The organism is Pelagibacterium luteolum (assembly GCF_900100665.1).
GTDB classification, from domain to species: Bacteria; Pseudomonadota; Alphaproteobacteria; order Rhizobiales; family Devosiaceae; genus Pelagibacterium; species Pelagibacterium luteolum.
Map to the genome: position 1 here is coordinate 145,018 of NZ_FNCS01000007.1, position 11,341 is coordinate 156,358.

Below are 11,341 nucleotides of genomic sequence, written 5' to 3' on the forward strand. Positions count from 1 at the left end.
GCCCGCCTCGCCAATATGGAAATGAGGGGGAATTTGGTGTGCAATATAGGGCGGAAGCCGCCCTCATGCAATGCACTATCACACAGCCCCGGTTTCCAGCGGATCGGGACTGCCGACCGGTTCGCTCAGCGGGCTCGGCTCGACGGCATAGCCGTTTTTGAGGATGTCGAGCACCTCCCTGTCGCGCACGCCGCGCAAATTGAGGTGGTCGGCATCCTCAACGGACATGAAGACCCCATGCGGCGCCGCCGCATAAAGCCTGCGGCCCAGGAAGGCCGGCACCACGGTGTCGCGTTCGCCATGAATGATGACGATCGAATCGGCCTGCGCCCCAGCGATACGGCGCGTCGAGAGAAATGTGTCGTGCATCAACTGGCCGGGCAGGAACGGCATTGTGGCTGCCACGACGTCGGGCAGGGACGAGAAGGGCGCTTCGAGCACCAGCCCGATCGATGAATGGCGCTCGGACATGGCCACAGCCACACCGGTCCCCAGCGAATGGCCCATCAGCACCAGCCGGCTGTCGGGCGCCTTTTCGCGCACATAGGCAATGGCGGTTTCCGCATCGATCAGAAGGCCCTCTTCGGAGGGCGTGCCGGTCGAGCCGGGATAGCCGCGATACGCGAAGGTCAAAACCCCGAACCCCTGCTGCGCCCAGGGATCGCTGCCGAAGCGCACTGCCATGGGCTCGGGCACGCTGCCATTGCCGTGAAAGGCAACGATCACAGGCGCGCCGCGATGGGGTGGCTTGTAGTAACCCTTGAGAAGTTCGCCATCGGGCGTCGCCAGGGCAATGCGGGTGAACTCGGGCCCAACCATGGCCTGAAATGGCGCGGCGTTCACAAAGCGCCGGGGAAATACCATTTCGCGCTGAAACGCGTAAGCAAATGCGACGACGAGGCCGTAAAGAACCAGGGATATGATGGCGATGCCGCCAACCACGCGTACAGCAGACTGTGTCATTCCACCGTCAATCAAAAGTCCAAACACTGGCGCGTCCCCAGTTGTCATAGAATCGTCGCAAGCCGGATTCGGGACAAGTCTCTTTTGATAGCCTGACGAAATCGTGACCGAACCCGCTCCCGCACTCAAGCGTTGAGTGATGTTGGTCCAAGGGAGGCGGTCGATGCAACAACCAGTCGATATCGAAACCGTTTTCGTGCGTCGCATGCAGGCCGTAACGAGCGCCGATCTGTACGGCGCATCGCTCAACGCCGCTTCGGCGCAAAAGCGCCTTGAGCGCGCCATCGCCTGCTGCACCCTATGCCCGCATCAGACCGCATGCGCTGCCTGGCTCGACACGCATGCCACCCGCCGCGCCGCACCGCCCGCTTTCTGCAACAACGCCCATATTATGGGGCCTTCAAAGGCGCATATCTAGGCGATCAGCACAATCTTTCCATAATGGTCGTCTGCCTCCATGGCCCGATGCGCGCCGGCAGCGTCGGCCAGAGGGAAGGTGGTGATGCGCGGCTTTACGATCGCGCCACGCTCGATTGCAGGCCACACCTTGGCGCGCAAGCCTTCGGCGAACCGCGCCTTTGTGGCAGCGCTCTGCGGACGCAGCGTCGAACCGGAAATGGTCAGCGCGTTCATCAGCAAAAGCCCTAGATTGACCTCCGCCTTTGCCCCGCCGCGTACGGCAAGCTGGATCACATGCCCGCCATAGGCGCAGGCCTTGAGGTTCCTGTCGGCATAATCACCGCCGATGATGTCGATGACGATATCGACGCCGCGCCCCTCGGTCATCTCGCGTGCCCGCGCCACGAAGTCCTCTGTTTTGTAGTTGATGGCCGTGGCGCCCATCGTTCTCACGTAGTCTGCCTTTTCCGCACTCGATACGGTGACGATCGGGCTGGCTCCGAACACCCGGCACAACTGGATGGCCGTCGCCCCGATGCCGCCCGCACCGCCATGGATCAAGACGGTTTGCCCGGCCTTGAGCCCGGCCCGTTCGATCAGCGTTTGTTGTAGTGTGAAGAACGTCTCGGGCAGCGTCGCCGCTTCGATATCGCTCCAGCCCTCGGGCCGGGGCAATACCTGTCCGGCCGGCACGGCAACATATTCCGCGTAGCCGCCGCCATTGACCAGCGCCACCACCGAATCGCCGATCGCGAGCCGTGGCGTGTCCTCGCCGAGTGCCGCAATCGTCCCCGATACTTCGAGCCCGGGCAGGGGCGACGCCCCTGGCGGCGGCGCGTAATTGCCGCGCCGTTGCATCAGGTCGGGGCCGTTCACCCCGGCCGCTGCAACCTTGATCAGAACCTCACCCGCCTGTGGCACCGGCGTTGCCACGCGCGCCAGGCGCAGCACCTCGGGCCCGCCGGGTTCGGTAATTTCGATGGCCTGCATTTGGTCTGGAATAGTCATGGACGCCACCATAAGGGCGCGCCACAATAGGCCAAGCAATATTTTTGATAAGGTCAATCGCCATGGAAGACGATGTCGTGCGTCCTGCGCCGGTCCATCAGGTGGGCATGGTGCTCGATACGCTCTCGGTCGATGAGCTCGAACTGCGTATCGGTATCCTGAAAGACGAGATCGCCCGCCTCGAAGCGGCCATTAAAAGCAAGACCGCCAGCCGCAGTGCGGCTGACGCTGTGTTCAAGTTCTAAAAGGCTTCAGCCGGCTTCGGACTTGTTCTTGATGGGGATGTCGCGGATGGCGAGCCAGGTCAGGCTGGCGAACACCGCGATGATCGCCAGATGCGCCGTAATGGCCGGGACCGCACCCGGTTGTGGTGGCACGAACGCGCGCAGCCAGTTCATCGGCCCGATCTCGCCGCTGAACGTATAGGTCGAGATCGAGACAGCGACCAGACCGAGCGGGATGCACAGGGCGCCAAGGATCACATTGCGATACCACGCCACCCCGATCAGCAGGCCGCCCAGCGTCCACACGCCAAAGATCATCACCCACTGGATCAGTGCCATCCCGAAATCGAGTGGATGGGCGTAAAGCTCGGGCTGATGCAGCGCCTGCGGCCAGCCCATCAGTCCGTAGTACCCAGCCTCGAGGAAGAACGTCAGCACAAACAGTGCACCCAAAAGGGCTGCGTAGGCGACCGAAAAGATCAGCGCCTGAATGGCGAAGCCCTTTCGCGTCCCGCCATGGGTCACGTGCAATTGCAGCACCGTCCACCCTATGTAGATGCCCACCACGAAGGCAAACCAGCGCGCCGGCTGGCCACCAATGTTCCAGCCGCTCACCTCGATCTCCCGCACCAGCGAGACAATGAAGGTCAGCGCGAACATGAACACTGCAAAGCCCGCCCAGACCATGATGGAAAAAATCAGCTGATCCAAAAGGATGCGTTTGGGAAATATCGGTTCGCGTCTTGCGATTGCTGTGGTCATGGCTCAGTCCTTTCCCCGCTTGGCGGTCAGGTGAACGAAGATGTCCTGGATGGGCAACAATGCCGTTTCGAGCCCAGCGGCCCGCGCCCTCTCTTCGAGATCGGGCGCGACGTCGTAAAGGGCGACCATCTTGGTGGACCCAAGCGTTTTCTCCGACAGAACATTGGCGCCTGCCGCTATCGCATCGACAGCCGCCGCTGGCCCGGTGAGCGTCAGCCCGCGCCCGCGTAGCGCGTCGGCGCTCTCATGCAGCATCACCCTGCCATCCTCGATGATGATGACCTCTTCGAACAGCTTGGCGATTTCCTCGATATGGTGGCTCGAGACGAGGATCAGGCGCGGATGCGCCATGAAATCCTCGAGCAGCGCGTCATAGAAATCATAGCGCGTCGGCGCATCCATCCCGAGATAGGATTCATCGAACATGGTCAGCGGCGCCCGTGCGGCGAGGCCCAAAAGGCAAGCAAATTTCGCCCGTTGCCCGCGCGAGAGTGCGTTGACCTTATGCTTTTTCGACAGCTGAAACCGATCGAGCAATCGGTTGGCATAGGCGTCGTCCCAATAGGGCCGCATGTCGCGCGCCAGCGTCAGTCCGTCATTGATCGTCTCGGTCCATTCCGATGTCGTATCCCCGCTTTCGCGGATGATGCAGATCTGCGAGGTGGCGGCGAAATTTTCATAAACCGGCTGGCCATCGAGCGTGATTGCGCCTCTGCTCGCCTTGCGCAGCCCGGCGACCAGCGACATCAGCGTCGTCTTGCCCGAGCCGTTGCGGCCTAGCAATCCATGGATGCCGGGATTGGAGAGCGTAAGGCTGACGTCATCGAGCGCGAGCGTGTCGCCATAGCGATGGGTCACAGTATCCAGCGAGAGCGTGGGGGTCATTTGGGGTCCCTCTTTGTGCGGGCGGCCAGAAATTCGAAAATGTCCTTGGGGTCGATCCCGATGGCCTCGGCCTCGTCGAGCGCCGGGCCGAGTACGGCATCGAAATATTTCGTACGCTTGTCGCTCACCAACGCCTCACGGGCGCCCGGGGAAACGAACATCCCCACGCCGCGGCGCTTATAGAGCACGCCTTCGTCCACGAGCTGGGCAAACGCTTTTGCGGCGGTGGCGGGGTTGATGGCGTAAAAGCTTGCGTACTGATTGGTCGACATCACCTGCTCATCGGGCGACAGCGTTCCGTTCGCCACATCGGCTTTGATGCGGTCGGCGATCTGGCGGTAGATGGGGGAGCGGTCGTCGAACACCGTCATCCTCATTGGTTCGTTAGTTGACTAATGAACCATATAAGCGCGAGATTGGTTCTGTCAAGCGAGGCGAAAAAAATGGGTAAGGTTAAAAAACTTGACCGCGTTAAGTAAAATTTAACTGGCCTGGTTTAGGTTTTCCTCATCGAGTTTTTCTCGAGTTTCTCAGAGCGGTTCCTTCCCTCTGTTTGACGCCTCCCTGTTAACTTTCGAGAGCCGTTTGCTTGACGGCTCTTTTCTTTTTTCTGGGGGTGCTAATGTCGGGTGGGCTTCATAAGCCCAGCGCGTTTTCTCTAAAAATTTCTGGAACGCAAACCTGTTAAGGCTAGTTTGAGAAGGCGCTGTCATAGTGATGACCTCTGGCGCCAACGCGCCTAGAATGCGCCGACCCATATCAACGCCCCAAGGAGTTCCGCGTGGACGAGGCCAGGTCCGACAAGGATGCCGTTGCGATTACCCCCAGGCTGCTCGCCTCGGGCGGTTTCGATCTCCTATATCGCGAAGGCATGGGCCTGATCGAGGAAGTCGCTGCCTATCTCGACGGGGAAGGGCGCGACGACAGCAAGGCGCTCAGCCGTGAGGGTGCATTCCTCTACGCCACCGAATCCATGCGCCTCACAACCCGCCTCATGCAACTCGCCTCCTGGCTCCTTCTGCAGCGCGCCGTCAACGAGGGCGAGATTTCTCCCGAACAGGCTCTGAGCGAAAAAGCCAAGGTCAAATTCTCCGCCCTCCCATCCGATCGCGGGGGCCCCGGCTGGGATGAAATGCCCGACACCATGCAGTCCTATATTCTGAAGGGCGATCGCCTCTTCGAACGCGTCGTCAAATTCGACCGCATCGAACGCGGCGAAACCCTCCCCGCCGAACCCGAAAGCGAAAACGCCCTCACCGGCCAAATGGACCGCCTCAAAGCCGCGTTCGGAGGGTAGGGCAGCCCCCCGCAGCGTGGCTGCCCCGTGCGCCCCGTCGCCCGCAGCGCCCCGCGGCACGTCTCATCGCCGGCTACCCGAAACCTCACCCACCCCCCACCGTCATCCTCGGGCTTGACCCGAGGACCCACGCACCCTCTCATCCCCACATGAGCGGCTACGTTTACATCATGGCGAGCAAACGCAACTGAACGCTCTATATCGGCGTCACCAACGATCTCATCCGCCGCGTCTGGGAGCACCGCGAGGGCCTCGCCGAAGGGTTCACCAAGACCTACAGCGTCAAACATCTTGTCCACTACGAGACGTACGACACCGTTCCCGACGCCATCCAGCGTGAGAAAAATTTAAAGCACTGGATCAGGGCGTGGAAGATCGACCTCATCGAAACGCACAATCCCGATTGGGACGATCTCTGGTGGGTGATCGCACGGGGGTAATTCTGCCACCCGCGTACCGGCGGTCGCCGCATGGGTCCTCGGGTCAAGCCCGAGGATGACGGGTGGGGGAGGTTGGTCGCGATGGCAACCAACTGCAATCCGTCGGTTCCAAGAGGTTTACTATAACGCCACCCCACCCACCACCGTCATCCCGGCCTTGAGCCGGGACCCAGTATGCTCCGCACCGACTGGGTGTCCCCAACGCCAAAGTCCGGCACCCACTCCGAGCATACTGGACCCGAGGTCTCCGCCCGGGGGGACAGGCTGTGTAAACGGCTGGCTCTATCCCCCACCTCACCCACCCCCCACCGTCATCCTCGGGCTTGACCCGAGGACCCATCTCGCCGCGTCCGACGCATCCCCACCGGCGCAATAAAAAAGCCCGGCACATCGGCCGGGCTTCTTCAATCTCTTTAGTACAATCCGTAGTTCTTACGAACCCAGGATGCCCTTGAACTTTTCCTTGAAGCGCGAGACGCGTCCGCCGCGGTCCATCAGGCGGCCCGAGCCACCGGTCCAGGCCGGGTGGGTCGTGGGGTCGATATCCAGCGTCAGGCGATCGCCTTCCTTGCCGTAGGTCGAGCGGGTCTTGTATTCGGTGCCGTCATTCATCACCACGGTGATGAAGTGGTAGTCGGGGTGAAGGTCTTTTTTCATTGCGCTGGGCCCTAAATCAAACGGGCGCTGCGGCGCCCGGACAATCGGTGATTGAATTGGTTGGCCGCCTTTTACCCAAAGCTTGGCCCAAGCGCAAGGGGCGGCAAAAGGCCTTACCTTTGTCCCCAAGGTTGCCGTTGGGCCTGCCAAGGCGTATCTAGGCGCCAAATGAACTAGGCGTCTCTATGTCCGATCTCTCGCAAACCGAACCCGTATCCGCAACCACTGCGGATGTTCCGCGCCTCAAGGCCGGGGAGCGCGCGTCCTCGCTCTCGCCATTGCGGCGGCTGATCCCCTTCATGACGCGATATCCGGTGCGGCTGACACTGACATTCGCCTTTCTGTTCATCGCGGCGATCACGTCTTTGTCCTTGCCGTATTTCGCCGGCAATTTCGTCGATCAGGGTTTCGTCACGCAAAATCTCGACGTCGTCTCGTCCTATGCCTGGCTGGTGATCGTCGTCGCCGGCATCATGGCGGTGTCGGGCGCTGCGCGGTTCTATCTCATCTCGGTCATCGGCGAGCGTGCCATCGCCGATCTGCGCCGCGAAGTCTTCGATCATCTCCTCACGCTCGATGCCACGTTCTTTGACGTCAATCGCGTGGGCGAATTGACCTCGCGGCTCAATGCCGACGTCGCCACCATCCGCTCGGCTGTCGGTTCGTCCGCCTCCCTTGCGCTGCGCTCCTTCATCCTGATGGTCGGCGCTGTCTTCATGATGTTCTGGACCAGTTTCCAGCTCGCCCTCGGCGTAATCATCATCATCCCGATCATCGTCGTGCCCCTCGTCGTCATGGGCCGGCGCATGAAGAAGACCTCCAAGCGCACCCAATCCACCCTGGCCGATCTTTCGGCGATGATCACCGAGACCCTGTCCTCGGTCAAAACCGTCAAATCCTTCACCCAGGAAGAAAGCCAGCAGGAACTGTTCCGCGGTTACGCGGAAACCACCTATCGCGCCGAACTCTCGCGTTTGATGGCGCGCGCCCTGATGATCGGGCTCGTCCTCTTTGTCTCAATGTGCGCCATGGTCGCGCTCATCTGGCTAGGCACCCAGGCGGTTTTCGCCGGCATGATCACCGTGGGCGAAGTCACCCAGTTCGCCATCTATGCCGTCGTCGCAACCTCGGCGCTCACCAATATGAGCGACGTCTTCGGCATCCTCCAGCAGGTCTCGGGCGCCACCGAACGGCTGTTTGAAATTCTCGACACGCGCTCGACGCTCCCCATCAAGGCCGATCCCGTGGCGCTGCCGGTCCCCCCATTGGGCAATGTCAAATTCGAAGCCGTTGATTTCACCTACAAAACCCGGGACGACGCCCCGATCCTTTCAAACCTATCCTTTTCGGTCGATCAGGGTGAAACCGTCGCGCTTGTCGGAGCGTCGGGCGCCGGCAAGACCACCGTGTTCGCCCTGCTGCAAAGGTTCTATGACGTCAATTCGGGCCGCATCCTCGTCGATGGCATCGATGTGCGCGATGTCGATCCCGCCGAGCTCCGCCGTCGCTTTGCCTCGGTCGATCAGGAGCCGGTGATCTTTGCCGGCACCATCGCCGACAATATCCGCTTCGCAAAGCCCGGCGCGTCGATCGAAGAAGTGCGCGCCGCAGCCGATGCCGCGCTCGTCACCGGCTTTGTCGACGATCTCCCCTCGGGATTCGATACAATGGTCGGGGAACGCGGCGTCATGCTCTCGGGCGGCCAGAAGCAGCGCGTCGCCATCGCCCGCGCACTTTTGAAGGATGCCCCCATCCTTCTCCTCGATGAGGCCACATCCGCCCTCGACGCGCAATCCGAACATCTCGTCCAGGTCGCGCTCGAACGCCTGATGCAGGGCCGTACCACTCTGGTCATTGCCCATCGCCTCGCCACCATCCGCAACGCCGACCGCATCCTCGTTCTCGAAAAGGGCGAATTGATCGACCAGGGCACCCACGACCAGCTTGTCACCAAGGGCGGCCGCTATGCCGAGCTGGCAAAACTCCAGTTCCGCATGAACAACGAGGCTTTGGCGGGGTAGGGGCAGGCCTACAGCAGCCCCCTCACCAGCACGGCGGGGAGACCAGCCGTCATGCCCGCAGCGGTACGCGCTGCGAGGCGGATCAAGCCTCGGTCAGCTTGAACTCGATCCGCCGGTTGCGCCTGTAGGCGTCTTCGTTATCCGCCGGATCGAGTGGCGCGAATTCACCGAACCCTGCAGCCAGCAGCCGGTTGGGCGAGACGCCCTGTTCCACCAGCAGCTTGGCCACCGAAATGGCACGCGCTGCCGAGAGCTCCCAGTTCGATGGGAATTGCGGTGTCGAAATCGGGCGCCTGTCGGTGTGCCCGTCGATCCGCAACACCCATGGAATATCGGACGGAATTTCCGTCTCAAGCTCCAGAATGGCCTCGGCCAGCGCCGAAATCTGCACTTCGCCTTCGGCCGAAATCACAGCCTGTCCTGCATCGAACAGCACTTCGGACTGGAACACGAACCGGTCGCCAACCACCTGCACGTCCGAGCGTCCCTCGAGGATCTCCCGCAGCCGCCCGAAAAAGTCCGAGCGATAGCGTGAGAGGTCCTGCACGCGCTGGGCCAGCGCCACATTGAGCCTGCGCCCCAGATCGGCGATCTGGGTGCGGCTTTCGCTGTCGCGCAATTCGGACGATTCGAGCGCCGCTTCGAGCGCGCCGATCTGCTGGCGCAGGGCGGCCAATTGCTGGTTGAGCAGCGCCACCTGTGCCTGCGCTTCGGACGAGATTTCCTGCTCATCCGCCAACGCGCTCTCCAGCCCGGAGATCGTCGAATCCGAATCCGCAAGTCCCGCGCCAAGCCCCGCCAGTTCGCTCTGGAGCGAATCGCGCTCGTTTTCCACGCCGGCCAGCGTTGCCGACAAGGACGCAATCGAAAGCTCGAGTTCTTCGGCGCCCGCCTGTTCGAGCTGCAGTAATTCGGTCAGCTCGGCGATCTGCGCGTTGAGCCGCGACAGCGCCGTGTCGCGCCCCAGAATTTCCTGATTGAGGAAAAACTGGGTGATCATGAACATCGAGAGCAGAAAGATGATGACCAGCAGCAGGCTCGACAGGGCGTCGACATAGCCGGGCCAGAAATTGGGACGTTCGGTCGTGCGTCCGCGGACGAGGGCCATGTCTTACAAATCTCGGTTCTGGCCGTCGCGGGGCCGGTCGGTGTCCTGCAACAGCGTATCGATCAGGCGCGTCAGGCGCTTGTTCACTTCGGCCTGTTCGGCGATATGGGCCCGCAGATCCTCTTGCTCGGCCCTTATGTGCTTGACTAGCCCGTCGATCCCCTTGGCCAGTTCGGCCATGGCCCGGATGGCGTTTTGGGACGAATTCTGCGTCTGCATCGTCGCGCCCAGCCGGTCGAACATCTGCTGCATCTCGCTGCCCGAGACGCCGAAATTATTGGCCTGCATGGTGGCGATGGGGTGGTCGAGTTCGGTCATCGAACTCATCCAGTCTTCGAGATCGGTATAAAACGCATTCTGCGCCTGGCCGGTCTGGAGGTCGAGAAACCCGAGCACCAGCGATCCGGCAAGACCGAACAGCGAGCTTGAGAACGCTGTCGACATGCCGCCCAGTGGGGCTTCGAGCCCTTCGCGCAGATTGCCGAACAGGCTCGATGCATCCCCCGATGTCACATCGAGGCTCTGGATCACCCCGGCCACCGAGCCGACTGTCTGCAAAAGCCCGTAAAACGTGCCCAACAGCCCCAGGAACACCAAGAGCCCTGTGAGATAGCGCGATGTCTCCTTGGCCTCGTCGAGCCTTATGCCCACCGAATCGAGGATCGAGCGCATGGACGCCGGCGTGATCACCGTCTCACCGAGCTTGTCGCGCATGATCGCGGCGACGGGGGCAAGCAGAACGGGCGCGCGGCCGAGCTGGCTCGTGTTGCCGTCCTGGAGCGAATTGACCCATTTGACCTCCGGGAACAGCCGCACGACCTGCCGGAAGCTCAAGACGATGCCGACCAGAAGCACGAACAGGATCAGCCCGTTGATGAAGGGCGAAGACCAGAACGCCGTCAAAAGCTGCGGCCCGATGATGATCGCCACCATGCCCACCAGCACGAGGAAGATCACCATCTTGATCAGATACACCAGCGGACTGGACAGGTGATAGGGGTCGTAAGTCTGCGTCATAAAACAGCCGGCTCCTGGCAGCGCTCACCGGTCGAAACCCGGCGACGTGTCAATTTCGCGCCAGCTTAGTCAGACCATGATGTCCTGACAATGACTTGAGGTGTGGTTAAGGAAAAGTGACCACAGCGGAAAAACCCTGTTCCGAGCACGCTGGTGCGCCTCAGCGATCAGCGAGGGCTGTCGCGATATCCGGCACAAGCCGGTCTAGAGCGGAATCCTATCAGTCTGCATCGTATCCAGCGGCTGCAAAGTAGTTGGCGCACTCTTTGGGCGTGAAGGTTTGGACCAGTTTGCCAATTCTGTTCCAGAGCGCATCAACGGTTCGCTCTGCTGCTTTGCGAAGCATCGCCTTGAGTTTGGAGAAGGCGTTTTCGATCGGATTAAAGTTGGGGCTATAGGGCGGCAGGAACCTGAGTGATGCGCCCGCTGCCTCAATCAGTTCACGGGTCCGGGTTCCTTTGTGGCTGGAGAGGTTGTCCATGATCACGATGTCGCCGGGCCGCAACTCGGGCACCAGAACCTGCTCGACATAGGCTTCGAATGCGAGGCGGTTGATCGGC

Annotated in this window: 14 protein-coding genes; 5 read left to right on the plus strand and 9 right to left on the minus strand. The window is 61.3% G+C overall.

Annotation, left to right across the window (positions count from 1 at the left end):
* Positions 1–78 precede the first annotated feature (78 nt).
* Entirely contained in the window at positions 79–963 is an 885-nt protein-coding gene (locus BLR31_RS12965; RefSeq protein WP_176762648.1) for an alpha/beta hydrolase, read from the minus strand.
* Between the two features lie 163 nt (positions 964–1,126).
* Here BLR31_RS12965 and BLR31_RS21715 point away from each other — a divergent pair, with 163 nt between their 5' ends.
* Positions 1,127–1,381, plus strand: a complete 255-nt coding sequence (locus BLR31_RS21715) for a DUF6455 family protein (RefSeq protein WP_176762649.1) — start codon at positions 1,127–1,129, stop codon at positions 1,379–1,381.
* On the opposite strand, the gene BLR31_RS12970 is transcribed toward BLR31_RS21715, so the two are convergent.
* A complete protein-coding gene (locus tag BLR31_RS12970) occupies positions 1,378–2,370 on the minus strand; it encodes an NAD(P)H-quinone oxidoreductase (protein WP_425287242.1) in 993 nt (330 codons plus the stop codon). The genes BLR31_RS21715 and BLR31_RS12970 overlap by 4 nt on opposite strands.
* 62 nt (positions 2,371–2,432) lie before the next feature.
* On the opposite strand from BLR31_RS12970, the gene BLR31_RS12975 reads away from it, so the two are divergent.
* Entirely contained in the window at positions 2,433–2,615 is a 183-nt protein-coding gene (locus tag BLR31_RS12975; protein ID WP_090597017.1) for a DUF1192 domain-containing protein, read from the plus strand.
* A gap of 6 nt (positions 2,616–2,621) precedes the next feature.
* Here BLR31_RS12975 and BLR31_RS12980 read toward each other — a convergent pair whose 3' ends face one another.
* From BLR31_RS12980 to BLR31_RS12990, 3 genes are read right to left on the minus strand one after another with little or no spacing between them, the layout of a single operon-like run.
* Positions 2,622–3,356 carry a hypothetical protein gene (locus BLR31_RS12980; RefSeq protein WP_090597019.1) on the minus strand — a complete coding sequence of 245 codons (735 nt, stop codon included), beginning with the start codon at positions 3,354–3,356 and terminating at the stop codon, positions 2,622–2,624.
* A gap of 3 nt (positions 3,357–3,359) precedes the next feature.
* Positions 3,360–4,241, minus strand: a complete 882-nt coding sequence (locus BLR31_RS12985) for an ATP-binding cassette domain-containing protein (RefSeq protein ID WP_090597021.1) — start codon at positions 4,239–4,241, stop codon at positions 3,360–3,362.
* A complete protein-coding gene (locus tag BLR31_RS12990) occupies positions 4,238–4,612 on the minus strand; it encodes a GntR family transcriptional regulator (RefSeq protein ID WP_244505055.1) in 375 nt (124 codons plus the stop codon). Before BLR31_RS12990 ends, BLR31_RS12985 begins: the two co-directional genes overlap by 4 nt.
* 410 nt (positions 4,613–5,022) lie before the next feature.
* Between BLR31_RS12990 and rcdA the strand changes: the two genes are divergently transcribed.
* Complete coding sequence (rcdA, locus tag BLR31_RS12995) at positions 5,023–5,538, plus strand: protease adaptor protein RcdA (RefSeq protein ID WP_090597023.1); 516 nt, start codon at positions 5,023–5,025, stop codon at positions 5,536–5,538.
* Between the two features lie 200 nt (positions 5,539–5,738).
* Positions 5,739–5,978, plus strand: coding sequence for a GIY-YIG nuclease family protein (locus BLR31_RS13000; protein WP_244505057.1), 240 nt, complete (start codon positions 5,739–5,741; stop codon positions 5,976–5,978).
* Positions 5,979–6,410: 432 nt separating this feature from the next.
* On the opposite strand, the gene rpmE is transcribed toward BLR31_RS13000, so the two are convergent.
* Positions 6,411–6,635 carry a 50S ribosomal protein L31 gene (gene rpmE / locus BLR31_RS13005; RefSeq protein WP_090597025.1) on the minus strand — a complete coding sequence of 75 codons (225 nt, stop codon included), beginning with the start codon at positions 6,633–6,635 and terminating at the stop codon, positions 6,411–6,413.
* A gap of 185 nt (positions 6,636–6,820) precedes the next feature.
* On the opposite strand from rpmE, the gene BLR31_RS13010 reads away from it, so the two are divergent.
* Positions 6,821–8,656 carry an ABC transporter transmembrane domain-containing protein gene (locus BLR31_RS13010; RefSeq protein ID WP_090597027.1) on the plus strand — a complete coding sequence of 612 codons (1,836 nt, stop codon included), beginning with the start codon at positions 6,821–6,823 and terminating at the stop codon, positions 8,654–8,656.
* Between the two features lie 82 nt (positions 8,657–8,738).
* Here the strand turns inward: BLR31_RS13010 and BLR31_RS13015 are convergent, their stop codons facing one another.
* The 3 genes from BLR31_RS13015 to BLR31_RS13025 all read right to left on the minus strand — a co-directional run.
* On the minus strand, positions 8,739–9,764 hold the full coding sequence (locus BLR31_RS13015) for a peptidoglycan -binding protein (protein WP_090597029.1): 1,026 nt from the start codon (positions 9,762–9,764) through the stop codon (positions 8,739–8,741).
* Between the two features lie 3 nt (positions 9,765–9,767).
* Entirely contained in the window at positions 9,768–10,781 is a 1,014-nt protein-coding gene (locus tag BLR31_RS13020; protein WP_090597031.1) for a flagellar motor protein MotA, read from the minus strand.
* A gap of 220 nt (positions 10,782–11,001) precedes the next feature.
* Positions 11,002–11,341: transposase (locus tag BLR31_RS13025; protein ID WP_143009388.1), on the minus strand; the 340-nt coding region annotated here is incomplete at its 5' end.

What these genes read in the sequence shown, in the direction of transcription:
- BLR31_RS12965 (WP_176762648.1), bottom strand. Translation starts at nt 963, where the DNA reads ATGACACAGTCTGCTGTACGCGTGGTTGGCGGCATCGCCATCATATCC.
- BLR31_RS21715 (WP_176762649.1), top strand. Translation starts at nt 1,127, where the DNA reads ATGCAACAACCAGTCGATATCGAAACCGTTTTCGTGCGTCGCATGCAG.
- BLR31_RS12970 (WP_425287242.1), bottom strand. Translation starts at nt 2,370, where the DNA reads ATGACTATTCCAGACCAAATGCAGGCCATCGAAATTACCGAACCCGGC.
- BLR31_RS12975 (WP_090597017.1), top strand. Translation starts at nt 2,433, where the DNA reads ATGGAAGACGATGTCGTGCGTCCTGCGCCGGTCCATCAGGTGGGCATG.
- BLR31_RS12980 (WP_090597019.1), bottom strand. Translation starts at nt 3,356, where the DNA reads ATGACCACAGCAATCGCAAGACGCGAACCGATATTTCCCAAACGCATC.
- BLR31_RS12985 (WP_090597021.1), bottom strand. Translation starts at nt 4,241, where the DNA reads ATGACCCCCACGCTCTCGCTGGATACTGTGACCCATCGCTATGGCGAC.
- BLR31_RS12990 (WP_244505055.1), bottom strand. Translation starts at nt 4,612, where the DNA reads ATGACGGTGTTCGACGACCGCTCCCCCATCTACCGCCAGATCGCCGAC.
- rpmE (WP_090597025.1), bottom strand. Translation starts at nt 6,635, where the DNA reads ATGAAAAAAGACCTTCACCCCGACTACCACTTCATCACCGTGGTGATG.
- BLR31_RS13010 (WP_090597027.1), top strand. Translation starts at nt 6,821, where the DNA reads ATGTCCGATCTCTCGCAAACCGAACCCGTATCCGCAACCACTGCGGAT.
- BLR31_RS13015 (WP_090597029.1), bottom strand. Translation starts at nt 9,764, where the DNA reads ATGGCCCTCGTCCGCGGACGCACGACCGAACGTCCCAATTTCTGGCCC.
- BLR31_RS13020 (WP_090597031.1), bottom strand. Translation starts at nt 10,781, where the DNA reads ATGACGCAGACTTACGACCCCTATCACCTGTCCAGTCCGCTGGTGTAT.